General features: G+C 49.1%; 25 protein-coding genes. 15 read left to right on the forward strand and 10 right to left on the reverse strand.

The annotated features are described in order from the left end of the window. Nucleotides 1–62 precede the first annotated feature (62 nt). Nucleotides 63–1,106, reverse strand: coding sequence for an extracellular catalytic domain type 2 short-chain-length polyhydroxyalkanoate depolymerase (locus D515_RS12835; protein ID WP_002539060.1), 1,044 nt, complete (start codon nucleotides 1,104–1,106; stop codon nucleotides 63–65). A 317-nt stretch (nucleotides 1,107–1,423) separates the two neighbouring features. Between D515_RS12835 and D515_RS12840 the strand changes: the two genes are divergently transcribed. The 5 genes from D515_RS12840 to D515_RS12855 all read left to right on the forward strand — a co-directional run bounded on the left by D515_RS12840 (nucleotide 1,424) and on the right by D515_RS12855 (nucleotide 4,872). After that, nucleotides 1,424–2,386, forward strand: coding sequence for a transposase (locus D515_RS12840; protein ID WP_002539061.1), 963 nt, complete (start codon nucleotides 1,424–1,426; stop codon nucleotides 2,384–2,386). A 432-nt stretch (nucleotides 2,387–2,818) separates the two neighbouring features. Then, complete coding sequence (locus D515_RS12845) at nucleotides 2,819–3,463, forward strand: hypothetical protein (protein WP_152442372.1); 645 nt, start codon at nucleotides 2,819–2,821, stop codon at nucleotides 3,461–3,463. A 62-nt stretch (nucleotides 3,464–3,525) separates the two neighbouring features. Continuing rightward, nucleotides 3,526–3,843 carry a hypothetical protein gene (locus D515_RS12850; protein ID WP_002539063.1) on the forward strand — a complete coding sequence of 106 codons (318 nt, stop codon included), beginning with the start codon at nucleotides 3,526–3,528 and terminating at the stop codon, nucleotides 3,841–3,843. Further along, the gene (locus tag D515_RS25875) at nucleotides 3,833–3,997 is read left to right on the forward strand and encodes a hypothetical protein (protein WP_002539064.1); all 165 of its coding nucleotides are present in this window, start codon (nucleotides 3,833–3,835) and stop codon (nucleotides 3,995–3,997) included. The genes D515_RS12850 and D515_RS25875 overlap by 11 nt, the downstream gene beginning before the upstream one ends. A gap of 41 nt (nucleotides 3,998–4,038) precedes the next feature. After that, entirely contained in the window at nucleotides 4,039–4,872 is an 834-nt protein-coding gene (locus D515_RS12855) for a hypothetical protein (RefSeq protein WP_002539065.1), read from the forward strand. Between the two features lie 141 nt (nucleotides 4,873–5,013). Here the strand turns inward: D515_RS12855 and D515_RS12860 are convergent, their stop codons facing one another. Then, on the reverse strand, nucleotides 5,014–6,138 hold the full coding sequence (locus D515_RS12860) for a M14 family metallopeptidase (RefSeq protein WP_002539066.1): 1,125 nt from the start codon (nucleotides 6,136–6,138) through the stop codon (nucleotides 5,014–5,016). Nucleotides 6,139–6,402: 264 nt separating this feature from the next. On the opposite strand from D515_RS12860, the gene D515_RS12865 reads away from it, so the two are divergent. Together D515_RS12865 and speG are read left to right on the forward strand one after the other, a co-directional pair. Continuing rightward, nucleotides 6,403–7,605: a sugar transporter gene (locus D515_RS12865; protein ID WP_002539067.1), complete on the forward strand. Its 1,203-nt coding sequence runs from the start codon at nucleotides 6,403–6,405 to the stop codon at nucleotides 7,603–7,605. Nucleotides 7,606–7,764: 159 nt separating this feature from the next. After that, nucleotides 7,765–8,289, forward strand: a complete 525-nt coding sequence (gene speG / locus D515_RS12870; protein ID WP_002539068.1) for a spermidine N1-acetyltransferase — start codon at nucleotides 7,765–7,767, stop codon at nucleotides 8,287–8,289. A gap of 68 nt (nucleotides 8,290–8,357) precedes the next feature. Here speG and D515_RS12875 read toward each other — a convergent pair whose 3' ends face one another. The 6 genes from D515_RS12875 to D515_RS12900 all read right to left on the reverse strand — a co-directional run bounded on the left by D515_RS12875 (nucleotide 8,358) and on the right by D515_RS12900 (nucleotide 15,006). Then, nucleotides 8,358–9,332 carry an ABC transporter permease gene (locus D515_RS12875; protein ID WP_002539069.1) on the reverse strand — a complete coding sequence of 325 codons (975 nt, stop codon included), beginning with the start codon at nucleotides 9,330–9,332 and terminating at the stop codon, nucleotides 8,358–8,360. Nucleotide 9,333: 1 nt separating this feature from the next. Continuing rightward, a complete protein-coding gene (locus tag D515_RS12880; protein WP_002539070.1) occupies nucleotides 9,334–10,452 on the reverse strand; it encodes an ABC transporter permease in 1,119 nt (372 codons plus the stop codon). Beyond that, nucleotides 10,449–11,993 (reverse strand): ABC transporter ATP-binding protein, encoded by a 1,545-nt coding sequence (locus D515_RS12885; protein ID WP_002539071.1) that lies wholly within the window; start codon nucleotides 11,991–11,993, stop codon nucleotides 10,449–10,451. The genes D515_RS12880 and D515_RS12885 overlap by 4 nt, the downstream gene beginning before the upstream one ends. A gap of 143 nt (nucleotides 11,994–12,136) precedes the next feature. Next, complete coding sequence (locus tag D515_RS12890; protein WP_002539073.1) at nucleotides 12,137–13,135, reverse strand: BMP family lipoprotein; 999 nt, start codon at nucleotides 13,133–13,135, stop codon at nucleotides 12,137–12,139. A gap of 190 nt (nucleotides 13,136–13,325) precedes the next feature. After that, complete coding sequence (locus D515_RS12895; RefSeq protein ID WP_002539074.1) at nucleotides 13,326–14,456, reverse strand: endonuclease/exonuclease/phosphatase family protein; 1,131 nt, start codon at nucleotides 14,454–14,456, stop codon at nucleotides 13,326–13,328. A gap of 46 nt (nucleotides 14,457–14,502) precedes the next feature. Next, nucleotides 14,503–15,006 carry a hypothetical protein gene (locus D515_RS12900; protein ID WP_002539075.1) on the reverse strand — a complete coding sequence of 168 codons (504 nt, stop codon included), beginning with the start codon at nucleotides 15,004–15,006 and terminating at the stop codon, nucleotides 14,503–14,505. 377 nt (nucleotides 15,007–15,383) lie between these two features. Here D515_RS12900 and mobB point away from each other — a divergent pair, with 377 nt between their 5' ends. The 3 genes from mobB (at nucleotide 15,384) to fabV (ending at nucleotide 17,850) form a co-directional block, all read left to right on the forward strand. Next, complete coding sequence (mobB, locus tag D515_RS12905; RefSeq protein ID WP_002539076.1) at nucleotides 15,384–15,965, forward strand: molybdopterin-guanine dinucleotide biosynthesis protein B; 582 nt, start codon at nucleotides 15,384–15,386, stop codon at nucleotides 15,963–15,965. A gap of 222 nt (nucleotides 15,966–16,187) precedes the next feature. Further along, complete coding sequence (locus D515_RS12910; protein WP_039850084.1) at nucleotides 16,188–16,643, forward strand: methylglyoxal synthase; 456 nt, start codon at nucleotides 16,188–16,190, stop codon at nucleotides 16,641–16,643. Between the two features lie 10 nt (nucleotides 16,644–16,653). Next, nucleotides 16,654–17,850, forward strand: a complete 1,197-nt coding sequence (fabV, locus tag D515_RS12915) for an enoyl-ACP reductase FabV (RefSeq protein ID WP_002539078.1) — start codon at nucleotides 16,654–16,656, stop codon at nucleotides 17,848–17,850. Between the two features lie 63 nt (nucleotides 17,851–17,913). Here fabV and D515_RS12920 read toward each other — a convergent pair whose 3' ends face one another. Beyond that, nucleotides 17,914–18,207, reverse strand: coding sequence for a winged helix-turn-helix domain-containing protein (locus D515_RS12920; RefSeq protein WP_002539079.1), 294 nt, complete (start codon nucleotides 18,205–18,207; stop codon nucleotides 17,914–17,916). A gap of 253 nt (nucleotides 18,208–18,460) precedes the next feature. Here D515_RS12920 and D515_RS12925 point away from each other — a divergent pair, with 253 nt between their 5' ends. From D515_RS12925 to btsR, 5 genes are all read left to right on the forward strand, one after another. Continuing rightward, complete coding sequence (locus tag D515_RS12925) at nucleotides 18,461–18,709, forward strand: hypothetical protein (RefSeq protein WP_002539081.1); 249 nt, start codon at nucleotides 18,461–18,463, stop codon at nucleotides 18,707–18,709. 131 nt (nucleotides 18,710–18,840) lie between these two features. After that, nucleotides 18,841–20,211 (forward strand): permease, encoded by a 1,371-nt coding sequence (locus D515_RS12930; RefSeq protein ID WP_002539082.1) that lies wholly within the window; start codon nucleotides 18,841–18,843, stop codon nucleotides 20,209–20,211. 152 nt (nucleotides 20,212–20,363) lie between these two features. Further along, the gene (locus D515_RS12935; RefSeq protein WP_002539083.1) at nucleotides 20,364–21,848 is read left to right on the forward strand and encodes a carbon starvation CstA family protein; all 1,485 of its coding nucleotides are present in this window, start codon (nucleotides 20,364–20,366) and stop codon (nucleotides 21,846–21,848) included. A 97-nt stretch (nucleotides 21,849–21,945) separates the two neighbouring features. Further along, a complete protein-coding gene (locus D515_RS12940; RefSeq protein ID WP_002539084.1) occupies nucleotides 21,946–23,643 on the forward strand; it encodes a sensor histidine kinase in 1,698 nt (565 codons plus the stop codon). Continuing rightward, entirely contained in the window at nucleotides 23,637–24,365 is a 729-nt protein-coding gene (gene btsR, locus D515_RS12945; RefSeq protein WP_002539085.1) for a two-component system response regulator BtsR, read from the forward strand. Before D515_RS12940 ends, btsR begins: the two co-directional genes overlap by 7 nt. On the opposite strand, the gene kch is transcribed toward btsR, so the two are convergent. After that, a complete protein-coding gene (gene kch / locus D515_RS12950; protein ID WP_002539087.1) occupies nucleotides 24,362–25,570 on the reverse strand; it encodes a voltage-gated potassium channel protein in 1,209 nt (402 codons plus the stop codon). The genes btsR and kch overlap by 4 nt on opposite strands. Nucleotides 25,571–25,636 lie beyond the last annotated feature (66 nt).

Raw genomic sequence — 25,636 nt, forward strand, 5'->3', positions numbered from 1 at the left:
GTAGGCATGGAAACGAAAACGCCACTGCATAGGAACAGTGGCGTTAATTGCGCTGCGCGAGTTTAAGATGCGTTAGGGTTTTGCAACAGGTGCTTCACCATCTTATTGACCGCATTCATCTGCGGGCCAGATTTAAAGGAGTAGTCATACCGGGTGTAGCCCCACCAGTCCCAGCAGCCTTTCGGGTTAATCAGTTGACGAGTTTTCGCTTGTGGGTACAGCACAATGATGTTGTTGGCATCGGCCCACTCGTTAATTCCCACTTCTTTCGCGTATTCATCGCCAATGGTGTCTTTGTTTTGCTGACATCCGTGGAAAGCGACATGCACTTTACAGCCGCTGTCTGTGGTGCAGCTGTCTGGGATGAACACGAAGCCCTGATCATCCATGCTGGTCAAACTGCTGGTAAAGAAAGGACGTTGGTCAAAAACGTGGAGTTTGCCGGGTTTCTTGGGGGCTTTTTCTTTCAACGGACCGACAATCCAAGAAAGCATCTCGCCAGCACTGTCGTAGTTACAGTTGTTGATGTAGGGGCTTTGCGTGGTGTTGCACTCGCTGCCAAATTCGTCAGTCACAAAAGCGTGTCCTGCGGGAACGGTATCAACGAAGTTGATGTTATCGCCCGTATTCACCTGCTCGTAGTATTCGTTTACTGCTTTCATGGTGACGGGTTTTACAGTTGGATCTTCAGTGCCACTGAACAGCCACACTTTTTGACTGGCAATGTTAGTGATGTCGTCGATTTTGCCGTCTTTTTCGCGCTTCTTGGTTAAAGACAGCAGGCTGTCGACATCTGCACCTTTTTCCATGCAGTGAAATGCGCGGGTAATACTGTTCAGGTTTGCCAAAGGATCTTTCGGATCAAAGCTCAGTACATTGACGCAGTCATACGGAATGCCCGCAATCACGCCAACACCTTTCACTTCAGAAGAGTAAGCAACGCTGTACTGCACAGCCATTGCACCGCCAGAGGATAATCCAGAAACCGTCACGGTTTCACTGTCTGCGCCAAGTTGAGGGAGGGGATCTGCCTTGTCGTTATTCGCAAATGTTGCCGCACTAAAAAGTAGTGCTGAAACAACCAGCGCATTGGTTATTGTTTTCATCTTGAGCCCTTAAATGTTTATCCATAACTGTTGTTGTATGTGATGCAGAGAGAAAGCCAGCGCTCCGCATTGGGCCAGTGCCCATTTTTGTATAGGAAATTCTGGATGTTATGTCAATTTATCTGGACAATTCTTGCATTGAAACCTTAGAAGGGCATATGCACCTTAGAGGGACAGACACTTTTAGAAAAAGTCCAAACTATCAGTTTCATCCCTGCGTGCATGCCACCTCAGACCTGTTCATTCATCCAGAAAGGAATGGCGAGTTAAGTTAGGGTAAGTGAATTCAACAATGATCTGAAATATTCGAATTCGCTATGACAACCGCTCGTGCCTCACTCATCAATGTCGATGCCACACCTTACTATCATTGTGTTTCACGTTGTGTTCGACGCTCATTTCTCTGCGGCTTCGACAACACACAGGGAAAGTGCTTTGAACACCGTCGAGGTTGGATAGAGAAACGGCTTCTTGCATTAGCTAAAGCTTTCTGTATCGATGTGTGCGCCTACGCGATTATGAGTAATCATTACCATGTCGTATTGCATATCAACATAGAGAACGCCAAAACATTAACACCAATAGATGTCGCAGAGAGATGGTTAGCGTTTCATCAAGGTCCTGTGCTGATACAACGCTTTATGCGGGGCGAAGAAATGTCTGAGGCTGAAAATGAACGATGTATGGAGCTCATTGAAACGTGGCGAGAACGCTTAACCTCCATCAGTTGGTTTATGCGGACGTTGAATCAATACATTGCAGCAGAAGCAAACCGTGAAGATCAATGCACCGGACATTTTTGGGAAGGTCGTTTTAAGAGCCAGGCATTGTTGGATGAAAAAGCATTGGCGGCAGCAATGGCCTATGTTGACCTCAATCCTATTCGTGCAGATATTACTGACTCGCCTGAGACCTCTGAGTACACCTCAGTCAAAACGAGAATTGAAGCACTGAAAAATGATCAGGTTAATGCTGACGGTTTATATGTATTCGCGGGATATCCACGTAAAGACCAACCAGCAGGCATTCCTTTTCGGTTATTGGACTATCTGGAGTTGGTTGATTGGACAGGTAGACAACTTCGCGATGGTAAACGTGGGCAGATAGACGATAAATTGCCACCGTTACTGGAACGCCTTGGCATCGAATCGTCCCTTTGGCTAAGAACAGCCTCCAATATTGAAACCGGTAATCTTGTTGGGTCTGAAAACGCCGTCAAAGCGGCATTACCACACCTTCAACGTCAAAGAGTGTCAGGTATACGGTTACCCGACAGCTAAACCTTTCTTTTCTCTTTCATTTTGATAATCAGGCTGCAGCCTGATGTTTATGCTTCCTGAAAACGACTTAAATCAAGCCAAAACGTTAGTTGGGACTCGAAGCCAACACTGATCACTGCAAATAGGCGACCAATTACGTGGTTCTCTAAAAGCGGGAAGATCTATCTACCCATTTTCCTCATGATTTTCCTCATGTTATGTCTGTCCTTTTTGTCCTTTAATTGTTTGTTTTAGATCAAAAACCGACACGTTACAGACGATTACAAAACACTTTGAGTTAACGCCATTCGCAAGGTGCCCAAAGCCCCGGCATGCTTGAAAGAGCAATATCAACGTCCTTAGGGGATGAATGTGAACCGAGAGTTGGTTTACCTATTGACCGATATCAGGCGGGAGCTGCTTATTCGATTGCCTCACACTTCGAAGCTTAAGATGATCGATGACATGCTTAGTTGGCTCGATACAGGCTCACCGTGCGGAGAGTTTGCGTTTCACTTTCCGTCACAGATGACAGATGAGGGATTCAGCGCCTTTGAGCGCGAACAGTTTTGGGAAAACCCATACTGCAGTTGCTATCTGTTTATAGAAAAATACGGTTCCTATTCAAAAAAGGCGCTCGTGCTGAACGCATTGGAGTATCGCCCCTTATATACCGAAGCAGGAATGCCCAGCTTTTTCTGGATAGACAAGGAAAAGGTAGCTAGTGTAACGGAAGCATTATTGTTATTACTTTCTCAATTACTCGCGCATCAAACAGAACTACCGCACGCTTTAGATTCTCAAGTTTCAGTATCGGCTTTTTTTTCGACAAATGATCTTCAAGGCTGTGCAAGGCAAGATGTCCTGGATGAAATTCATTGGCACTGCGAGGTCGCAATACAAGGTATCGCGTTGGCGGAACACACCCACTCGAAGTATGTCGGTATCTACAAAAACGGCGAAAAGCAGATGGGTAATATTCACTATGAAAATACCGTAGACACACGTATTCATAGGGCAATGAAAATTACTAATCCAAATCAGAACCCAAGCTTCTTTTATGAAGCGGACTCAGCCTTTGTCATTTTTGGGAGTTGATCAAGTTGAGAATATGGGTTGCTCTTTTATTGGTGCTTTTATCTCCCTGTGTGCAAGGAGCTGTGATTAAACACACCGAGTCACTCAGTCGTGATCATTTCTATATTGCTATCGATGAAGGTGAGCAGACATTTACTCATAAGTTTCAAGTCGGTGGAGAACATATAAACCACTATTACATCTTTGGTGTGATGGGAGAACGGTTCGCCATCACAGTTGAAGAATGGGAAGGTAGGGTAGATGTTTATGTTGACGGTGAAGGGATAAGGCACGAGTTGGACGAGTATTACGTTGATAAACGCTACACCTGGCTGGAAGTCGCAGTGTCGGCTCACCCCTATGCGAATTACAACCTAAAGGTCCGGCGTCATGGAAAATGAAAGATTGAGTCAAGCACAGCAACAGGCACTCATCGATTTGTTACAGACTTTGAGTGCCGAAATGCGTTTTGCAGGTTTGTCAGAAGACGATGTATTGCAGCAGCGGATCCATGAAGCGATTAAGGCGCTTCGCGCAGAGGTGTGCTTCCGGTAAGGCAGTTCGACGACCTAAGATAAACATGAAATGGAGGCTATATGAAATACGCAATCCCACTCGCTATTTTGTTACTTACTTCTTTTCCAGCCAATGCAGGGGAAGGGTTAACCTGCTCCGAAGCAAAAGCAGAAGTCGAGCAGCAAGAAGCTCAGAATGCATTCAATGTTTCTTTTACTAACTTCTTAAGACAAAAGCATATCAGCGCAGAGCGCCACGCGTTTGAGGTGAACGAAGACTATGCTGCCGTTTCCGAGTACAGCACATACAGAAGTCATGATATTGAGTTCGCAAAGCGGGAAATTAGAGCCTTCGAGTGGCTGTTCAATGATCTGAGTGGAGTATCGGGCGGTAAGACGTTGAAAGTGCCTGAACCACACCTTGTAGATGTAAGCTTTCTACTACTTATGGAGATGGGGCTTGAGTTTACGCCCGCAGAGCTCCATAACGGTGTGAAGCTAACGAAAAGTGAGGTGGCAGAGCTCCAAGAAGCCGTAAGTTACGAACTGACCATTTTGTACCGAAATCATCGCTTGTATGCAGCTCACATATTCAAGGATAAAGCAGGCCAACAGACGGTTGCGTTTATCTGGAGTAACTTTTGTGGTGCAGGTAAAGCACCAGAAACCATCGTTTCTAAGATAAACGGTACTCGCGTTTCGATGGATATCTACTGCATTGAAAATGATGCATTCTCGAATGCCAGCTTTGCTATTGCGAACACGGAAGCCGGCCGCCGGTACATACACCGCGAACTGTCGGAGAAAGAGTGGCTAAACGTTCAACTGCCCTTTGAGGATTCATCAATGCTGACTCAGTTCTGGGCGAAGGGTTTTAACCGAGCATGGACAAAACTCGGGGGAGAGCTTTATTAGAGAGGCACCGTTGTATACTGATTGGAAGCTCTATTTGATGATCTGTGGGCTGAGGCGGTATTGTCATGGCGTGGGCGCCATAGCCTCTTGTTATACGCCACCCTCCGGTGGCGTCTGGATTTCAATATTTCAATCAACCCATCAAAGCTTTGGCAATGTCGCCCAAATCGCGGCCAGCATATCGCTGCCGAAGGCGGCGCTGCGATCTGGTGACCAGCCGTAAATTTCGTCTGGCTGATCATTGTGGTCTTTGAATGGCATCTCTACGGTGTAAGACAGACACTTGAATTGCTCTGCCACCCAGTTAGAACCCACAGTCAGGTTAGCCGTGCCCGGTGCGCTTTTCGGGTAGCCGTGCTCGTCTTGAAACTCTGGAGTGATGGTCAGAAGCGCTTGTTTGAAGTGGGCTTCCAGTGCAGCGAAGTCTTCATCGTAGGAAGGAATGCCTTCACTGCCTGCCACAAAGTTGTATGGGATCGCTTCGTCGCCGTGGATATCCAGGAACATATCTACGCCTGTTTCCAACATGCGTTCGCGCACGTAGAAAACTTCTGGGCTGCGCTCTACGGTCGGCGTTTGCCATTCGCGGTTAAGGTTTGCGCCAACCGCATTGTGACGAAGATGACCACGAATGCTGCCGTCTGGGTTCATGTTTGGCACAACGCGGATAACTGCATTATCAATCAGCGCTTTGCCGACAGTGTCGGTTTCATCCAACAGGCGCATCAGTAAGCCTTCGATAAACCACTCGGCCATGGTTTCGCCCGGGTGTTGGCGGCCAATCACCCAAATGTTCTTTTTACCTTCGGCTGGTTCGCCAATGGTCAGCAGGCTGATGTCGTTGCCATCAATGGTTGCACCCAGCGTTTCCAGTTTGCAGGCATAGTGGGTTTGTACTTCGTGCAGCAAATCTTGATGACGCTCGTAAGAGTAAGGCGCGAAATAGGCAAAATACATGGAGCTTGCTTCAGGTATCACTGAGAAGCGCAGGTTGTCGCCATCAAACTCTGAAGGAATACGGAACCACTCGTTACGGTCGTAAGACGCGACGACATCATAATCCTGCCAACCTTCTGGGTAAGCGGATTTAGCAAGGTTCAGCAGCGTGAACTGGTGCAGTTCCTGCGAATCACTTTCCAAACGGAAGTGGAACCATTGCGCGGTTTCTGTGTTGTTATCGGCTGGGATTGAAAGCTGAATATTGGCTGGTGAGTCAGCGGAAACTACCTGAATGTTGCCGCTGTCAAAGTTGCTGAAGATTTTCATTGTTGATCGTCTTTCTTATCGGAATTTGGGAATCACATTAGCATAGTTCCCGATTCGCGAAAGCGAGTAAAACTGTATGAAATGATGAATAGCTCGGTTGGTTGGCTCAGTTGGCTAAAAGTCATCCAAGCTCGCCCTTCCCTGTTAAGGCCACCGTAGAATTGATTGCAACTTTTTTGACCATTGCCTCTTTTTTGAACCTGCATTACACTCGCGTTCCTTTTTCGCTTGTTGTTTATTTTTTGCCTGTCGCTTCTCATCACCATGCACACCAAATCCCAAAACCTGCTGCCTTGGCTCAGAGTGTTTCTGATCGCCCTAAGCGCCTTTATTTTTAATACCACCGAGTTTGTCCCTGTCGGCATGTTGGCTAACCTTGGCGAAAGCTTCGGTATGCGCCCTGCTGAAGTCGGGCCAATGCTGACGATTTACGCCTGGATTGTGGCGCTGGCTTCGTTGCCAGTAATGTTGCTGCTTGCCAATTTTGAGCGTCGTCGCCTTATGCTGGGCGTATTTGCATTGTTTGTTGCCAGCCATGTCATTTCTGCCATGGCGACCAGTTACAACATGCTGCTGGTTTCCCGTGTTGGTATCGCGTTTGCGCACTCGGTGTTTTGGTCGATAAGTGTCGCGATGGCAGTAAGAATGGCACCAAATGGCAAAGGCGCGGTGGCAATCAGTCTGCTTGGAACAGGTACAGTGTTAGCCATGGTGATGGGCGTGCCATTGGGTCGCGTTGTTGGCGAATGGTTCGGTTGGCGCACGACTTTCGGTGGCATTGGCGTGATTTCTGGCGTACTGATGTTGGCGCTTTGGCGCTGGCTGCCGACGCTGCCGGTTTCCAACTCCGGTAACCTATCCAGCCTGCCCGAGATTGCGCGGAATAAGCCGCTGCTGAGTCTGTATCTGTTGACGGCGATTATCGTCACTGCTCATTTTACGGCTTACACCTATCTTGAACCGCTGATTCAGCAGGTTTGGAGTTTGAGTGCGGATGTCACCACCTGGGCGCTGATGACTTACGGCGCTGCGGGTATTGTTGGCAGCTTATTGTTCAGCCGCCTTCAGCCTCGTCATCCAAACACTCTGCTGATTCTGGGCTTTGGTTTGCTGGCGCTCTGCCTTTCTATGCTTTCGAGATCCGGTATTGGCATATTCCAGCTTTTCCCGGGTGTGGCACTTTGGGGCGCGGTGATGATGACAGTCGCGCTCGCCCTGCAAACACGCGCGCTGGAATACGGCTCGAAAGCGACCGATATCACCATGGCTATCTACTCCGGCATTTTCAATGTGGGGATTGGCGGCGGCGCACTGCTGGGTAGTCAGGTTGTGCTTCACTATGGCGCGGCGAAAAACGGCCTTGTTGCCCTTGCTGTGATCAGCTTTGGCCTACTGCCACTTTGGTATCTGGTTCGGAAGAAAAGAACGGACGATACTGAGCCGGAGTTGGTTCAAGTGCCATCTTAATAGCCAGAACGAAAAGCCGCTGACCGGCATCAGCGGCTTTTATCTATGGGCAATCAAAACGCCAGAATATTTCATTTCCCTACTTCGAAATCCGGTGATATCTTCCGTCGCCGACAAAAATTCAGTCGCGCTAACAGACACTTCAGAACGAGAAATAGTATGCAAAACGCTATTCGATTGCGCGCCCTTGAGCAAACCGATCTTCGCTTTATCCACCAGCTAAACAACAACCGCTCTATCATGTCATATTGGTTCGAAGAACCTTATGAGTCTTACTATGAGCTGGAAGATCTGTTCAGAAAGCACATTCACGACAGCACTGAGCGTCGTTTTATCGCAGAAAACGAACAGAAGCAGGCGGTGGGCCTTGTGGAGCTGGTCGAGATCAACTCGATTCACCGAAATGCTGAGTTCCAGATTATTATCGCGCCGGATTTCCAAGGTTGCGGCTATGCGAAGACACTTATCAATAAAGCGCTGAACTACGCCTTTACGATTCTTAACCTGCACAAGGTTTACCTGAATGTGGCAGTGAACAACGAAAAGGCGATTCACTTGTACAATAAGTGTGGCTTCGTTGAGGAAGGCCATCTGGTGAAGGAAATCTTCGTGAACGGTGAGTACTGCGACATTAAGCGCATGTACATTCTTCAGGATGACTACTTGGCAAAGCGAAACGCTTAACCGCAGATTGCTAGAGAACAAAAAACGAGGGCATTTGCCCTCGTTTTGTTTTGTGCTGATTTAAGCCATTAACGTTCTTTTTCGTAAGGTCGCCCAATCGCTTTCGGCGCCACAGCTTTGCCAATAAAGCCCGCCAGCAGTACCACGGTCAGCACGTAAGGCAATGCGGAGAACAGCTGGGTTGGCAACACGCCAATCAGCGGAATCGACACGCCCTGCATGCGCGTTTCCAGCGCTGAGAGGAAGCCGAACAGCAAACAGGCCAACAGCGCATTGCGAGGCTGCCATTTACCAAAGATAACCGCTGCCAGCGCAATATAGCCCTGACCTGCTGTCATCTCTTTACCAAACGCCGCATTCTGCGCAGTAGAAAGGTACGCACCCGCCAAGCCACACAGCAAACCTGCAATCAGTACCGCACGGTAACGTAACCAAACCACCGAGATACCTGCCGTATCAATGGCATTCGGCTCTTCACCTACCGCACGCAGACGTAAACCGAAGCGGGTTCTGAACAACACCCACCAAGTGATGATCACCGCGATAAAAGCGAGGTACACCAGAATGTTGTGGCCGGAAATGACATCGCGATAAAGCGGACCAATCACAGGAATGGTGTCACCCAGCCATTCAGCGCCTGGCAGTTCAGCCGGAAGGAATCGCTGGTCGTTGTGAAGCGTTGGCGTTTGACCACCACGCTCAAACCAAGCGTGGCCGAGGGTAATCGTCATCCCCGAGGCAAAGAAGTTCACCGCAAGGCCAGAGATAATCTGATCACCCTTTTGGGTGATAGAGGCATAGCCATGAACCAGTGCCAACATCATTGAACCCATGATGGCTGCCAACAGCCCAAGCCAAGGATTGCCTGTCACGTAGGAAACCGCAGCCGCAGCAAACGCGGCGAAGAGCATTTTACCCTCAAGACCGATATCGACCACGCCAGCACGTTCAGAGAAAATCCCTGCCATGGCAGCGAAAATTAACGGTATGGCGAGACGTATGGTGGAATCAGCCGATGAGAGGATCCAGTTAAACCATTCCATGTTAAGCCCCCTCTGCTTGCGTGTTGCGGCGCATAAAGAACCCTTCTACCGGCTTGCGGATTAATCTGTCGAGCGCTCCCGTAAAGAAGATCACCAGACCTTGAATCACCATAATCAGTTCTGGGTTCAGGCTTGGCATTTCAAACTGCAACTCTGTACCACCTTGGTAAAGCGCACCGAACAGCAGTGCAGCAACCACAATCCCGAACGGGTGGTTACGCCCCATCAGTGCCACGGCGATACCGATGAAACCAAAGCCACCCGTGAAGTTCAGGATCAGGCGGTTTTGCGCGCCATAGACTTCGTTCACCGCCATCAAACCTGCCAATGCACCAGAAATGGTCATTGCGATAATGATGATTTTCTTGGCGTCGATACCTGCATACTCTGCCGCTGTTGCGTTCTGCCCTACGACGCGAATCGCGTAGCCAAGGCGGGTTCTGAACATCAGTACCCAAACCAGATACGCCACCAGCAATGCGATAAGGATGGAAGGATTCAGCAGAGAGAATGGCAGTTCGAGACCATAACTTGCGCCGAGTTCATAGAGTTTCGGGAACACTGCTTCAGGGTTGAAGTAACGGGAATCGGTCGAGTTACCACCGTATTTGGCGATGTGCTCAACCAACGCGTAACCCATCACTGAAAACGCAATAAAGTTGAACATGATGGTGGTCACCACAATGTGCGAACCACGTTTTGCCTGAAGATAGCCCGGCACTGCGCCCCAAAGCGCACCGAAAGCCGCCGCAACCAAAATCGCCAACGGCGCCATTAGCCACATGTTGAGCACACCATCAAGCAGCAGCATCAAAATGCCGATGCCTAAACCTGCGATGTAGGCCTGCCCTTCACCGCCGATATTGAACAAACCTGCGTGGAAAGCGACAGCAACCGCCAGCCCAGTAAACACAAAGTTTGTCGCGTAATACAGGGTGTTGTTCAGACCACCAAATTCCAGATTGGTCGCCCCCTGAATCATCACGCTGAATGCTGCAGTTGGGCTTTCCCCTACCAGCAATACCACCAAGCTGGAAATCACCAGCGCGACGGAAAGCTGAATAAAGGGAACCAGAAAGGTTTTCACCCACATTGGGGCGCTTTGTTGAGGTACATTCATGCTGCGCCCTCCTCTTCTGCGGCATTCGCCATCAAGATACCGAGTTGACGCTCGTCCATGTCTTTAGCAATCACATCACCGGTGATTTCGCCATCCACCAATACGATGATGCGATCGGACAGCGACATAATTTCTTCAAGCTCTGTCGAAACCAGTAAAATCGCGGCACCAGCATCTCGGGCGGCAATCAGGTTGCGGTGAATAAATTCAATCGCACCGATATCCACACCACGGGTTGGCTGACCCACCAAAAGCACTTCTGGCTCACGCAGCATTTCACGGGCAATGATGAGTTTTTGTTGGTTACCACCGGAGAAGTTGGCGGATTTCAGTTGTGGATCAGCAGGACGTACATCGTACTGCTCCATCATGTCTTTGGTTGCTTTTTCAATCGCCACCGGGTCGAGCAGGCCTTTGCCGTAAGCAATGTCATGCTGGAAGCCTAGAATGGCGCTTTCTGAGGCTGGCATCGCTTTTACCAAGCCTTGTTTGATACGGTCTTCCGGAATATGGCCGACACTCAAACGTCGCATTAAGCCTGCATCACGACTGTCTTTATTACCGAACTTCTGGCTGCCTTTGGAGGTCGTTAAGGTAAAATCCCCTTCCTGCGGCACTGTGACACCTGAGAGCACAGAAAGCAGTTCGGACTGACCATTGCCTGAAACGCCTGCAACACCCAGAATTTCGCCTGCTTTCAGGCTGAAATTCAGATTCTTTAAGCGCTTAACACCGCGGCTGTCGAACCAGGAAACGTTATTCACGCTAAGGCGCTCTTCACCCGGCGTCGCGTCGGTTTTGTCGACACGCAGCAAGACTTTGCGCCCCACCATCAACTCTGCCAGTTCATCTACATTGGTATCAGCTGTTTGTCGATGTGCGACCATGGCACCCTGACGCATGACAGACACAGAATCGGTGATCGCCATGATCTCTTTAAGTTTGTGAGTGATCAGAATGATGGTGACACCCTGTGATTTAAGGGTGTTGAGGATCTCGAAGAACTGTTCGATTTCCTGCGGCGTCAAAACGCCAGTTGGTTCATCCAGAATCAGAATGCGTGCGCCACGATATAAGGCTTTGAGGATTTCCACGCGCTGCTGAATACCAACGGGAAGCTCACCGACAATCGCATTGGAATCAACGGTCAAACCGTATTCTTCTTCAATTTTTTCCAATGCGCCGCCAACGTTTTTCGAGGCCACATCCAACAGGCTATGTCCTTCTGCGCCGAGCATGATGTTTTCGAGAACAGAGAAGGTTTCCACCAACATGAAGTGCTGGTGAACCATGCCGATGCCATGGGAAATGGCATCTTGAGAATCTTTGATATTCACGGTTTCCCCATCGACTTCGATGGTACCTGAATCAGCTTGGTAGAAACCGTAGAGAATCGACATCAGCGTCGATTTACCTGCACCGTTTTCCCCGACAATACCGTGAATGGTCCCCGGCATCACCGTGAGGTCGATGTCTTTATTTGCATGAACTGCGCCGAATCGTTTGTTGATTCCTCGCAGTTGAATGGCGGGTTGTGTCATGCCTGCTCCTTGGCATCAATTTAAGAACGACGTAAGCGATTATTCTTGTGAGAGCAATACGTTAAGTAACAAGGCAAATCGCTATCTTTTGATGCAATTCGCCCCCAGTGGCGCAAACCAGACTGGGGGCGAGACAAACGAAATTAGTATTCGCAAGAATCGGTGCTGAAGTAATCGTGAACCACGATCTTACCTGCGATGATGTCATCACGGATTTGCTTCACACGCGCTTCCATTTCTGGGGTCACGAGGTCACGGTTGTACTCGTCCAGTGCCCAGTCAACGCCGCCTTCTTTCAGACCCAAGGCTTGCAGACCTGGGGTGAATTCGCCGTTTTTCGCATCATTGAATGCGTCTTGTACCGCAACGTCTACCCGCTTAACCATAGAAGTCAGCATCACGCCTGGGTGCAGGTAGTTTTGGTTGGAATCAACGCCAATTGCGTATTTTTGGCCGTCAACGGCTGCCTGGTAAACACCTACACCAGTACCACCCGCTGCTGCGTAAACCACGTCTACGCCTTTATCGAACTGCGATTTTGCCAGCTCAGCACCTTTGGTTGGGTTGTTCCATGCTGCAGGGGTTGAGCCTGTCATGTTTTGGATAACATCCGCGCCTTCTGCTTCAAACTTCGCGCCTTGCTCATAGCCACACGCAAACTTACGGATCAGAGGAATGTCCATACCGCCAACGAAACCGACTTTGTCGCTTTCACTCTTCATGACTGCCAGTGCACCTACCAGGAACGAACCTTCGTGCTCTTTAAACACCACAGAGCGTACGTTTGGCAGATCGACCACTGCATCGATGATAACGAATTCCGTTTTAGGGAATTGCTTCGCCACTTTCTCAACGATAGGTGCTTGTTGGAAACCTACCGCAACGATTGGGCTGAAACCACGCTGAGCCATACGCAGCATCGCTTGCTCACGCTGTGCTTCATTGGTGATTTCAAACTCACCGTAGCTGATGCCTGTTTCTGTCTTAAACGCTTCTGCGCCAGTGTAAGCCGCCTGGTTGAATGATTTGTCGAACTTACCACCCATATCGAAAATGACAGAAGGCTTGAACTGAGCTGCTGACGCCGATGCAGACATAAGACCCAGGGTAACTGCTGCAGCCAGTGAGGTGATCGTTTTCATCCTTGATACTCCATCTATTGAGGAAATCCGTTATTTGATAAATTTATACGCTAGCCATATGAAGACTCAGAGCTTCATATGATTCGGATATATGTATTCATAGGACAAATTAACATTTCATCCACAAAGCACGGACAAATATCGTTCTGCTTGCGGTGAAATCTTGAACGCTTTCACACACCGCTTGGTTTTACGTGCGCTGACTCTCGTTTTCACAAGGCTGCTTCTGTGATGACTCCTGCAGTATCACATCCACATAAACGAGGCGATGGTCGGAAGAACACCCAGATACCGCTTTTCCTTTCTCGTTATAGATGAATGAAGCTAATGCATCGTCCACTTTCGGCCAGAAAACGCCAGAAGCAATGGGTTTGAGATGGTGGGATGGCAACACATAGTCGAGCCTCAATCCGCGATCGTGGGTTGCGCGACTTTTGCCTCTGGAGCGTGAATTGAAAAGCGCCTTGGCTGCGCCTTCGCTTTGGGGTTGAACATCTTGAAGAATCGGATCAGACAGCAATGCCCGAATCTGGACTTTATCACCATCACCATTTGCTGGATCGGCATTGAGATCACCCATGATGACAAATGGCTCTCTCTCATCAATGCCACCCTTAGCGCCGTTATCGTCGATGAGAAAGGAAGCATTGGTGACGATGTCATGCAACAGTTGAAGTTCATCCGCGTTTCTTCTGAGATTGCGTCTTTCCGGCCCATCAAATACCGGCGGGGTCGGGTGACACGCCACCAAATGAATACGCTGGTTATTTACTATCACGGGCAATGCAATGTGATTTTTCGAGGAAAGACGAATAGGTGCCAACCCCTTATGTTCGAAATAGGACACAGGCATTCGGCTGCCTGGGTAGTCTTGCCATAGTAACGTCTGCCAACTGCGGCTGTTTTCGGTATCAAGCGGATATTTGCTCAGTACAACAAACCCATACTGACCGTGATGTCTGCCAAATCCGTGCGCTCTTTCTGGCGACGCTGACACATCCTCTCCTTCCATCACAGGTAAACCGGTATTAGTGGAAGGTAGATAGGTATAAGGGAAGTGAATGGCAGCCTGCCCACATTGCGGCTTTTCCAGATATTCCTTTTGGAAGAACGCCAACATGCCATCATCACCGCCATGTCCGAGATGGTCGAATTCGCAGAGCAACAACACATCTGGCTGGATGTGCTGAATGATGGCTGCAATATGGTTATAGCGGCGATGCTTCGCGAGTTTTAACTCAGCGAAGATCTCCCCCGGGTTATCGGCGGACATCGCCACATTGAAGGTGGCAAACCTTAACGATTTTCTATCAGGCACCATGATGACTACTCAGTCGTTTCGAACTGGGCATGGTAACCTTTTGAATCTACTGCGAACAACGTTCTTGGCTAAGAATCATCGACAAGGCAGTACGAATGTATTTGGCATCAGCTTCCGCACGGTGCGGTGCTGGCCCCAAAGATTCAAGCGCAGCGAGAAAATCATCGCGGTTGATACTCTCATGGTTCAGCAACCAATGACCCACTTCCGTCAATGTGAAAGTCGGGCGCATGTGCGCAGCTTTATAGAGTCGGCCAAGCCAGAACAGATCCCACTGGCTATCGCAAAGCACATCATCGTAATAACAAAGCGTGCTGTTGAGGTGCGAGCAAACATCGACGACTGACATGCCATCTTTTTTCAATGCAAAGCGGCTCAAACCATGTATCTCTGTTTCCGCAAACTCGTCCCAGTGTTGCCAGTTTTCAGGGGAGGTATCGGGGTTGATAAGCAGGCTGACACTGGTGCCATCGGGCAAGCTGTAACCAACTTCTATCGGATATGAAGCTTCTGTTAGGCCAGAGGCTTCAAAATCGAGGGTAACCCACATATTATCGCTCCATGATAATGTTGTGTTCGTGAAGGTCGACAGAGCACAAGTTACACGCGGGTCTTTGCTAAAGGCACATCCATTTTGCCTAACAATTTCGCCCTTTTAGGCGCCTACTGTGTTCTGAATTGATTGTATACCCTAGGCCGGAACCCTGCGGAAGTTGTGACCAAAGTAGAGAGGTTTATCCCATCCCTTTGTCATCAAACCGGTTTCGACTGGGAATTATTAGCGACTGTGCTACCACGAATATGCAACAGCTGCATACGCAACTAAATGTAGTGCGTTTCATTTTTTCTGCACGAAAAAACATTAACCGTATGGCATATTCATTACCGTTTTATCACTTTTTAGAAAATTAGCCTTTGGCGATATAAATGACATTCCAATCAAACACGCTGACACCCGTACTTGGTTTTGCTGGCTTCAGTGGCTCAGGAAAAACCACCCTGCTTGAATCTGTTATTCCCCATTTGAAGGCAGCAGGGCTGCGGGTAGGCTTGTTAAAGCACAGCCACCACGACATCGAACCTGATAAGCCAACCAAAGACAGTTATCGTCTGCGTTATGCAGGTAGCGACCAACTTTTGCTGGCCACCTCTAAACGCCACATGTTGTTTTTCGAATACCACGATAGCGAAGACAGAGAGCCAGATCTAAGAGAGTGTTTGGCGCAACTTGATCATTCCCGCCTGGACATTGTTTTAGTGGAGGGTTTTCGTGATGAAATCTTGACCAAAATAGAAGTGCACAGACCGAGTTATGGCAAGCCCGCGCTATATCTTCATGATCAGAATATTGTCGCCGTTGCGTGTGATGTGTTACCGAAAGACTTTGAAGCTTCGCCCCACCTTCGCCTTGATATTAACGCGCCTAAAGATGTGGCTGACTTCATCAAACATTGGCTGAAAACGGCGTCCGATAATGAGAAATATCTCGCCTATGAGCCTGGACTGTAAAAACACCCTGTTCAATCAGTTTATTGGCGTGAATAACCTCAGCTTGGCTGCCACAATCATTTTGTAGGTGCTCTTGGCGCTTGCTGTATATTTTTACAGCAGCCAACGAGACGCATAGTGGGCGAATAGACGATCTATGTCCGGCTTTTCCCATTCTTGTGTCGCCCGTTTCGATTAAAAACATCAAAATGAGTCTTTCCTATAATGCATAAGAAGTTAGATATGAACTCAACGACCCGCACTGTCACTCCATGCAAACAAGTGGCTTTGGTTGCTCACGACCACCGCAAATCCGAGCTGTTACGCTGGGTGAAGGAAAATAGAGACGCATTGTCACATCACACCCTTTACGCGACAGGGACAACGGGCAACATTCTTAGCCGCGAAACGGGCTTATCCATCACCGCTTTGATGAGTGGTCCGATGGGCGGTGACCAACAGCTTGGTGCAATGATCTGTGAGAAGAAAATCGATGTGCTGGTCTTCTTCTGGGATCCACTCAGTGCCGTGCCTCACGACCCGGATGTCAAAGCCCTGCTGCGTATTGCAGCGGTTTGGAACATTCCGGTCGCGATTAACCGTGCTTCTGCAAATTACCTCATCACGTCACCGATGATGACGCACGAAATTGATATCGAAGTTCCTGACTACGACAAGTATCTTTCTGAAAGGCTATAAACCTGACCTCATGATTATCCAGCCCCAAATTCAAGGTGTGGTAGCGCGCAGCTGCCACCCTTTCGGTTGCCAGGCCGCCGTCTCTGAGCAAATCGCAAAATCACAAACCCAACAGTCATCGTCCGACGCCTTACCTAAACGGGTATTGATCCTCGGTGCGTCGTCCGGTTTCGGATTGGCGTCCCGCATTGCACTGGCATTTGGTCCTGCAAAAGCGGACACCATTGGCGTGTCTTTTGAACGTGGTGTTTCAGACAAAGGCATTGGCAGCGCGGGCTGGTACAACAACATCTTCTTCCATCAGGCTGCAGAGCAGGATGAATTGGTCTCCACTAATATCGTCGGTGATGCCTTTTCTTCTGAAATCCGTGAGCAAGTGGCCAAAGCCATTGAACAGGATTTGGGTGGTCAGGTTGATTTGGTCGTCTATTCACTGGCAACAGGCATTCGCCCGAACCCTGAAACGGGAGAGTTCTGGCGCTCAGCAATTCGCCCTGTGGGTGAAAGCGTAGAGGGATATTCGGTCAACTTCGAGAAAAACAGCCTGGATAAAGTTTCACTGCCACCTGCCACCGAGCAGGAAATCGATGAAACCATCAAAGTGATGGGCGGCGAAGACTGGCTAAGCTGGATGCAGTTTCTGACTGAGAGAAACCTGCTGGCAAAAGGTTGTGAAACCGTGGCCTATTCGTACATTGGCCCCGAGCACACCCACGCTATTTACCACAAAGGTACGTTGGGCTTGGCGAAAACCCACCTTCACCACACTCGCGATGACATCAATACGCTGCTTGAAAGCATCAAAGGTAACGCCAACATCGCGGTATGCAAGGCGCTGGTCACCAAAGCCAGTGTATTTATTCCCGGCCTGACGCCTTACCTCCTGGCCCTGTATCGCGTTATGAAGGACAAAGGTTTGCATGAAGGCTGTATCGAACAGATGAACCGCTTGTTCTACGGTAAATGGCATGATGCAGCAGACCGAGATGCAGAGGGTCTTATCCGAATTGATGACTGGGAGTTACGTGCTGATATTCAGCTTGAAGTGAACGCACTACTCGCTGAAATGACCTCTGAAAACTTCGATAACATCGGAGACTATCAAGGCGTGCTGGGTGAATTTCTTCAACTCAACGGCTTTGCGTTCCCTTCTGTCGACTACAACCAAGATGTCGACATTGAAGCCTTAAAGGCACTTCACCCCTAGATGGAACGCACTCAGAATCTACTAAACTGAAAATGGCAGGATCAACCTGCCATTTTTTATCGCTTAGCCAGACGTCGGATATTCCAGAAGAGTTTTGATCTCATCAAGATGCTTTTTCACCCAGGTGCGGTTTATCGCGCCCCAGTCTTTAATCTCATACCCACCGTTTTTATTAGCACCGACAAATTCGGTTTCAATGTCCAACTCGCCAAGCGCTTCAATCGTGTCCTGAGCCGTGCGTCTCGGCATGCCAGTTTCGCTCATAATGGCAGGGACGGTATTCACGCCGTTGTCGATAAGATGCGCGACCAACAAGCGACGATAGAAACTGGTTTTGGTTTTGCTCGGTTTACTCAAATGCTTTCCCTTTCAGATTATTAGCCTGATTTAGACTGACTTTGAGTGTAACGCCAAAGCATGGCAGAAAAATGTTATCCGCCCTTTTTAGTGCAGCAACTCACGTCATTGGTCACCCATAAGTGAAATCATGCGCAATGCAACAATCCACATTCAGTCTCAGCAATAATACGGGATTCACCCACTCCACGCTGAGATGCGTGCCAGACTGTTCGGTGCTCAAACTATTCCGATATCAAAACGGAGGTCAGTGATGGCTCAGCAAAAAACAAAAGTATCTACCCACGAGACCATGGAGAATGCTTATGGTGACGACGTCGAACATAAGCACAACAAAGATCACCTCGACTATCGCGCCCACGAACCCAGCCACGGACACCACCTACATGGCGGAGTGAATTCCCACAAAGGGACTCACCACCATCACCGGACGACGCACCACCATCATCATTACTATGGTCCGGTGACAATTGTCATGGGGCCGGACGAGGGCGACGAATAACAGAGAGTAGATAGACTTTAGGTAATCCAGCCCGATAACCGTCGGGCTTTACCCAGATTCGATACACTGCCACGGCGTTGACGAATCTAGGCTTTATTCCCAAAGATGCTCAACGTCAGGGTAATGCGGGTATGGACTTCATCCTTCATCTGTTCGATGTGTTTTTTAATATGGTTTGGCAGATCTACTGGCCACTGGCATTTGGCTTAATGCTGTCTTCCTTTATCCGCCACTTATTACCCGTGGAGACTGTGGTTAAGCACCTTGGGCAAACCAATGTGAAAAGCCTGACGTTCACTACCTTGTTGGGCGTAATGTCTTCATCTTGTTCTTACGCTGCTGCTTCTCTTTCCCACACGCTGTTAACCAAGAAAGCCACGCTTGCCAATGCCATGGCGTTTCTGGTTTCGAGCACGAACCTGATTGTCGAAATGTTTATCGTGTTGGTCGCACTGCTTGGTTGGGCCTTCTTCTGGGGAGAGATTATCGGCGGACTTATCCTGATCATGGCGGTGGCTTTCCTGTTTGAACGTTTCTATCCAAAAGAAGTGGAAGCGCAGCTTCACGCCAAACTTGATGCGGAATCAAAGCCAGAAACATCTGGCATGAGTGACTGTGGTATGGATATGTCAGCCATGCAAAAAGGCGATGATGATTGCGGTATAGACATGCCCACCATGAGCCACAGCGAACATGAACACCATCATATGGAGATGGCAAAAGACAAAGGCGATGACTGTGGCATGGACATGTCAGCCATGCACCACAGTGAACACGCTCACCATCATATGGAAATGCCAAAAGACAAAGACGATGACTGTGGCATGGACATGTCAGCCATGAATCATGGTGATAGTCACGACCATATGCAGATGGACATGACACCGAAAGATGATAGTTCGTCCATGGCGAAAGTCCGAAAAGCCGCTGGTTTCTTCCACATGGATCTCGCCATGATTGGCAAAGAAATCTTAATTGGAGTAGTCGTTTCTTCCCTGCTGATTGCGGTGGTACCGATTGACGGCTGGCGCACCCTGTTTATTAGCAATGACGCCAATATTCCCGCATTTCTGCATTCTCTTATCGACGTGGTTATCGGCGTGTTCGTGGCCATGATTGCCTATGTGTGCTCGGTGGGTAACCTGTTGCTGGCCGCGGCACTCTGGCATGGCGGTATTTCCTTTGGTGGCGTCATTGGCTTTATTCTGGCAGATGTGCTGACTATTCCCATGATGCGGGTATACCAAAAGTATTACGGTACTGAGCCGGCCAAATGGATTGTCGGCTTGCTCTTTGTTGGCATCGTCTTTACCGGACTGAGTATCGATGCCCTATTCACCTTGTTTGGTGTTTCTGTTTCCAGCGAAACACTGCGACCTTTGATTCAAGATGGCTTCGGTATGAACTTCACCACTGTGATGAACCTTATTTTCATTCCTCTATCCTTCTGGTTTTATCAGGTTGGGAAGAAAGCCAATGCGGGCATGGGAATGAGTATGTAAGGTGAGTCGGCAACAAGAATTTTAAGTTGCCGCTTAACCTTCTAAACGACCACTTAATTTTCTATTCCACCACTCAACCACTGAGCGAATGCGTCATTGTCAGGCGAGCCGTAGAGTTGGCACCGTGAATCAACTCAATAAGGACAATGGCTATGATGTGGTTTCTCACCTGTGTCGCTGCGCTGATTGGCGGCTACTTCCTCTACGGGGCGTTTATCGAAAAAGTGTTCGGCGTTAACGAACACCGTAAAACCCCTGCTCACACCAAAACAGATGGCGTTGACTATGTGCCGATGTCGACCCCTAAGGTATATCTGGTTCAACTTTTGAACATTGCTGGTGTGGGCCCAATCTTCGGTCCGATCATGGGCGCCCTTTACGGCCCAGCGGCGATGCTTTGGATTGTGGTGGGATGTATCTTCGCAGGTGCCGTACACGACTACTTCTCTGGCATGTTGTCTGTCCGCAATGGCGGCGCATCAGTACCAACGATTACCGGTCGCTATCTGGGTAACGGCGCAAAACATTTCATGAACATTTTTGCCATTATCCTTCTGCTTCTGGTCGGTGTTGTGTTCGTTTCAGCCCCTGCTGGCATGATCACTAACCTGATCAACGAGCAAACCAGTCTGACGGTCACCATGACCAGCATGGTCGTTGTCATCTTCGCTTACTACATCATTGCGACCATTGTTCCTGTCGATAAAATCATCGGTCGCTTCTACCCGTTCTTCGGCGCGCTGCTGATCTTCATGTCTGTTGGCCTGATGACCGCGATTGGCTTCTCTGACGAGCACACAGTGATGGGCGGTTTTGAAGTGAGCGACATGTTCAGTAACCTGAACCCTAACGACATGCCACTGTGGCCTGCCCTGTTCATCACCATCGCTTGTGGCGCAATCTCTGGCTTCCACGCGACCCAGTCTCCGCTGATGGCACGCTGTATGGAAAACGAAAAGAACGGCCGCTTTGTATTCTACGGTGCAATGATTGGTGAAGGCATCATCGCGCTGATTTGGTGTGCGATTGCCCTGTCTTTCTTCGGCACGCTGGAGGGACTGAATGAAGCAGTCGCAAACGGCGGCCCAGGCAACGTGGTCTACAGCGCATCATTTGGCCTGCTGGGTGTGTTCGGTGGCATCATCGCCTTCCTGGGTGTGGTTATCCTGCCTATCACATCTGGCGACACCGCATTCCGCTCTAGCCGCCTTATCCTTGCTGAGTACTTCAACATGGAACAGAAAACACTGCGTAACCGCCTGATGATGGCTGTACCTCTGTTTGTTATCGGTGGCATCCTGACTCAGGTCGACTTCGGCATTATCTGGCGCTACTTCGGCTTTGCGAACCAAGCGACAGCAGTGATGATGCTGTGGACTGCATCTGCTTACTTGCTGCGTCACAACAAGCTGCACTGGATCACCACCATTCCTGCGATGTTCATGACGTCTGTGTGTGTGACCTTCATTCTGAACAACAGCACTCTGGGCTTTGGTCTGCCAATGAATATCTCGACCGGTGCTGGCGTACTGTTTGCCCTGACTGCTGCAGGTTATGTAATTAAAACCTCGAAAGGTAAAGGTGAAACTGACCTGGCTGATGAAGAGCAGCCAAAGGTGGAAACCAAAACCGCCTGATATAACAAAATGTTAGAGAAAGAGCCTGCCTAGCAGGCTCTTGTTGTATCTGGATTTTGCACAGATACAATGAAGAAAACTAAACCAAAGGTTCACCATGGAACTGGTTATTTCGCTGCTGCAGCAAATGTGCGTGTATCTGGTGCTGGCTTATATGCTCAGTAAAACGCCCATTGTCCTGCCTTTGCTGAACATCTCATCCCGCTTAAGCCATCGCTTGATTTGTTACGTGCTCTTTTCCGGCTTTTGTATTCTCGGCACCTACTTTGGCCTTCAGATCAATGACGCGATCGCCAATACCCGTGCAATCGGCGCTGTGATGGGTGGGCTTTTTGGTGGGCCTGTTGTTGGCTTTTTCGTTGGCTTAACGGGCGGCATTCACCGTTATTCTCTGGGCGGGTTTACCGATTTAGCCTGTGCTATTTCCACTACCGCAGAAGGTTTGATTGGCGGTCTGATGCATGTGTATTTCGTGAAGCGAAACCGCGTCAGCCAGCTATTCAGCCCAGTGGTCGTGTTCGGTATTACCTTTGTGGCGGAAGTGGTGCAAATGGCGATTCTTTTGCTTGTAGCAAAACCTTTCGACCAATCCTATGCGCTGGTTTCGACTATCGCCGCTCCAATGATCATTGCCAATTCCTGCGGCGCTGCCCTGTTTATGAGCATCCTTCAGGACAGAAAAACCATCTTTGAAAAGTACTCTGCCTCTTTTTCCCGTCGCGCATTGACCATTGCTGATCGCTGCGTGGGTATCCTCCACAACGGTTTGAACGGCGAATCCGCTGGGAAAATAGCCCGCATCATTTATGAAGAAACCCAAGTTGGTGCGGTGTCTATTACCGACAAGGAAAAGATTCTGGCCTTTGTTGGCATCGGCGATGACCACCACTTACCGGAAACCAAAATCTCTTCGCAGAACACGCTTGATGCCATTGAGATGAACAAAATCATGTATCTAGATGGCGCAGAAAAGCCTTACCAATGCTCGCTCTCAGCAGATTGTAAACTTGGCTCGGCTCTCATCATTCCGCTTCGTTCCGGCGAAGACGTCGTCGGCACCATCAAGCTTTATGAGCGCAAACATAAGCTCTTTTCGACCATCAATATGTCGATGGCAGAAGGGATTGCCCAGCTGCTTTCCAGCCAAATCCTGTTTAGTGGCTACCTACAACAGAAGTCCTTACTAACCCAAGCGGAAGTGAAGCTGCTGCATGCACAGGTGAACCCGCATTTTCTGTTCAACGCACTCAATACCATTAGCGCGGTGGTGCGCCGCGATGCGGACAAAGCCCGCGAATTGATTCAGAACTTGTCGCAGTTCTTTCGCAGCAATCTTAAGCAAAACGTTCGCTCTGTCTCGCTACGCGATGAACTCGAGCATGTGAATGCTTACCTCAGCATTGAAAAAGCACGCTTCACTGACAGGCTTAATGTTGACATACAAATCGACGATTGTTTGCTGGATGTGCAAATCCCGAGTTTCACCCTTCAGCCGCTGGTCGAAAACGCCATCAAACACGGTATTTCAAACTTATTGGAAGGCGGAACCGTGCGTATTTTCAGCCAGGCAACGGCTGACGGATTTTCGATTTCAGTGGAAGACAACGCGGGTTGTTTCGTGCCACCCCCGGAGAATCATCAGGGGCTAGGACTCGAAATTGTTACGAAACGGCTTGAACATCAATTTGGGCGTGACTCATCGCTGAAAATTGAAAGCGAACCCGATCAATTCACCCGGATGACGTTTATTATTCCGGCCTCAGAAGTAAGCACAGGTGCAAAGGTAGGATGTTAACTGCACTGGTCATTGACGACGAACAGTTTGCCCGCGAAGAACTCGCAACATTATTGGAAGAAACCGGCGAAATCGAGATCGTCGGTGAAGCGCCAAACGCCATCATCGGCCTCAAGAAAATCAATGAATTGAAACCGGATGTGGTATTTCTGGATATCCAAATGCCACAAATCACCGGGCTGGAACTGCTTTCCATGCTGGACCCGGAAAACATGCCGTTTGTTGTTTTTGTCACTGCGTACGATCAATACGCCATTGAAGCATTCGAAGAGAATGCCTTTGACTATCTGCTAAAACCTGTTGAGCCAAGCCGTCTGACCAAAACCGTGCAGAAACTGACCCGCACAGTGAAAAAACAGTCTGTCCCACAGAATCTATCCGCACTGGCACCGGAAAAGCTGTGCCAAATCCCCTGCACAGGCCATAACCGCATTCTGCTAATACCGATTGATCAGGTTGAGAGTGTTTACAGCGACATCAGTGGTGTTCATGTTCATACTGCAGACAAAACGCCAACGACTCAACTCACCCTAAAAACGTTGGAAGAAAAGACGCCACTGCTGCGCTGTCACCGCCAGTATCTGGTCAGCGTCAATCACATTAGCGAAATCAAATTGCTGGAAAATGGACTGGCGGAAGTGATTACTGCCAGCGGGTTTACGATTCCAATCAGTCGTCGCTACTTGAAAACGCTGAAGGAAGTGATTGGGCTGACAGGCTAGTCTCGCTCTTCCTTTACCAAACCATCACCGGAGCGCAGCAGCATACCCAACAGCTGTTCATTGCTGATGGGCTCCCCAGATAACACACTGGCGAGGATCTCACTGCCAAACAGCTGAGGCGAAAGCAATACGTCCGCATTCACCCGCTTTACTTTCTTCATATTCTTGGCGTCATTCACTGCGGTAACCACTTTGATATCAGGTGAAATCGCCTTTACCGAAAGCACGATAAATGCGTTGGTGGCGTCATCTTCCGTCAGCGCTAAGACAGCACGACAATGCTCGACACCCGCTTCCAGCAGTACATCACTGTCCGTGCTGTCGCCAGAAATAATATCCAGCTTGGTTCCGACTCTTTGCTCAATCTGGCCAAACTTATCTTCGTCTTCAATCGTCACCATGGTGACGGGCAATTCACGCTTATGAAGCTGCCAAATGGTGCTGGATGCCAGCACTGAAGTGCCACACACAATAAAGTGGTTTTTCCTGTTCATTGGCTTTTGTACTCCTTTCACAAGCTTGTTTAAACCACCGCGGATAATCGGGCCAAATACGGTAGTCAAAGAGGTGGCGAATACGGTGATCCCTGCGATGATGACGGAAATGGTGAACAGCCTCGCCGCCTCAGTTTGAGGGATAATGTCGCCATAACCCACGGTGGTCATGGTCACCATGGAAAAGTAAAACGCCGTCATCAAATCATGGATAGCGGGATGGAAGCCTTCACCGAAATAGAGCGCTCCGTAAGTGGAATAGAACAACAAGACTGCAAAGCTGATAAAGGCTGCAATACCGCCTGCTGTGGCACTGGAATGGTTGAAGTCTTTGCTGAGCAAGATCAGCAGTAAAACAGCGCTGGCGCTCCAATACAAATGCGAGCCAAGATGAGGGAAGAAGTGCCAGGTAAAGGTGAACACAATCATCAGCAGAATCAGGCTTACCGCCCAGGCAATCCGCGCTCTGAACAACAGACCAAAGGCGTTTAGCATCAAGAAAATACCGAGTAGTAACCAAGGTCCATTGACCGCATGTGTCCAGTTGATGTCGGTAAAGCTTTTGATGTGGAACAGCGCCACCAAATCGAGGTTTTGCCCCCACACAGACTGGAATATCAGAAAGCCATTGATAAATACCAATGCGGCGACCAGAGAGTGACGAACACGACGCCAGAAATCGAGAGCTTTTTGAAGAAGATGAATGTGCAATCTGGTCACCTGAGAGACTAATCCGAAGGGAGTATAGTTCTCAGCCCACTTGCACTATGTTTTGTT

Origin of the sequence: Grimontia indica (genome assembly GCF_000333895.2) — a bacterium.
Classification (GTDB): Bacteria; Pseudomonadota; Gammaproteobacteria; order Enterobacterales; family Vibrionaceae; genus Enterovibrio; species Enterovibrio indicus.

What these genes read in the sequence shown, in the direction of transcription:
- D515_RS12835 (WP_002539060.1), bottom strand. Translation starts at nt 1,106, where the DNA reads ATGAAAACAATAACCAATGCGCTGGTTGTTTCAGCACTACTTTTTAGT.
- D515_RS12840 (WP_002539061.1), top strand. Translation starts at nt 1,424, where the DNA reads ATGACAACCGCTCGTGCCTCACTCATCAATGTCGATGCCACACCTTAC.
- D515_RS12845 (WP_152442372.1), top strand. Translation starts at nt 2,819, where the DNA reads ATGATCGATGACATGCTTAGTTGGCTCGATACAGGCTCACCGTGCGGA.
- D515_RS25875 (WP_002539064.1), top strand. Translation starts at nt 3,833, where the DNA reads ATGGAAAATGAAAGATTGAGTCAAGCACAGCAACAGGCACTCATCGAT.
- D515_RS12855 (WP_002539065.1), top strand. Translation starts at nt 4,039, where the DNA reads ATGAAATACGCAATCCCACTCGCTATTTTGTTACTTACTTCTTTTCCA.
- D515_RS12860 (WP_002539066.1), bottom strand. Translation starts at nt 6,138, where the DNA reads ATGAAAATCTTCAGCAACTTTGACAGCGGCAACATTCAGGTAGTTTCC.
- D515_RS12865 (WP_002539067.1), top strand. Translation starts at nt 6,403, where the DNA reads ATGCACACCAAATCCCAAAACCTGCTGCCTTGGCTCAGAGTGTTTCTG.
- speG (WP_002539068.1), top strand. Translation starts at nt 7,765, where the DNA reads ATGCAAAACGCTATTCGATTGCGCGCCCTTGAGCAAACCGATCTTCGC.
- D515_RS12875 (WP_002539069.1), bottom strand. Translation starts at nt 9,332, where the DNA reads ATGGAATGGTTTAACTGGATCCTCTCATCGGCTGATTCCACCATACGT.
- D515_RS12880 (WP_002539070.1), bottom strand. Translation starts at nt 10,452, where the DNA reads ATGAATGTACCTCAACAAAGCGCCCCAATGTGGGTGAAAACCTTTCTG.
- D515_RS12885 (WP_002539071.1), bottom strand. Translation starts at nt 11,993, where the DNA reads ATGACACAACCCGCCATTCAACTGCGAGGAATCAACAAACGATTCGGC.
- D515_RS12890 (WP_002539073.1), bottom strand. Translation starts at nt 13,135, where the DNA reads ATGAAAACGATCACCTCACTGGCTGCAGCAGTTACCCTGGGTCTTATG.
- D515_RS12895 (WP_002539074.1), bottom strand. Translation starts at nt 14,456, where the DNA reads ATGGTGCCTGATAGAAAATCGTTAAGGTTTGCCACCTTCAATGTGGCG.
- D515_RS12900 (WP_002539075.1), bottom strand. Translation starts at nt 15,006, where the DNA reads ATGTGGGTTACCCTCGATTTTGAAGCCTCTGGCCTAACAGAAGCTTCA.
- mobB (WP_002539076.1), top strand. Translation starts at nt 15,384, where the DNA reads ATGACATTCCAATCAAACACGCTGACACCCGTACTTGGTTTTGCTGGC.
- D515_RS12910 (WP_039850084.1), top strand. Translation starts at nt 16,188, where the DNA reads ATGAACTCAACGACCCGCACTGTCACTCCATGCAAACAAGTGGCTTTG.
- fabV (WP_002539078.1), top strand. Translation starts at nt 16,654, where the DNA reads ATGATTATCCAGCCCCAAATTCAAGGTGTGGTAGCGCGCAGCTGCCAC.
- D515_RS12925 (WP_002539081.1), top strand. Translation starts at nt 18,461, where the DNA reads ATGGCTCAGCAAAAAACAAAAGTATCTACCCACGAGACCATGGAGAAT.
- D515_RS12930 (WP_002539082.1), top strand. Translation starts at nt 18,841, where the DNA reads ATGGACTTCATCCTTCATCTGTTCGATGTGTTTTTTAATATGGTTTGG.
- D515_RS12935 (WP_002539083.1), top strand. Translation starts at nt 20,364, where the DNA reads ATGATGTGGTTTCTCACCTGTGTCGCTGCGCTGATTGGCGGCTACTTC.
- D515_RS12940 (WP_002539084.1), top strand. Translation starts at nt 21,946, where the DNA reads ATGGAACTGGTTATTTCGCTGCTGCAGCAAATGTGCGTGTATCTGGTG.
- btsR (WP_002539085.1), top strand. Translation starts at nt 23,637, where the DNA reads ATGTTAACTGCACTGGTCATTGACGACGAACAGTTTGCCCGCGAAGAA.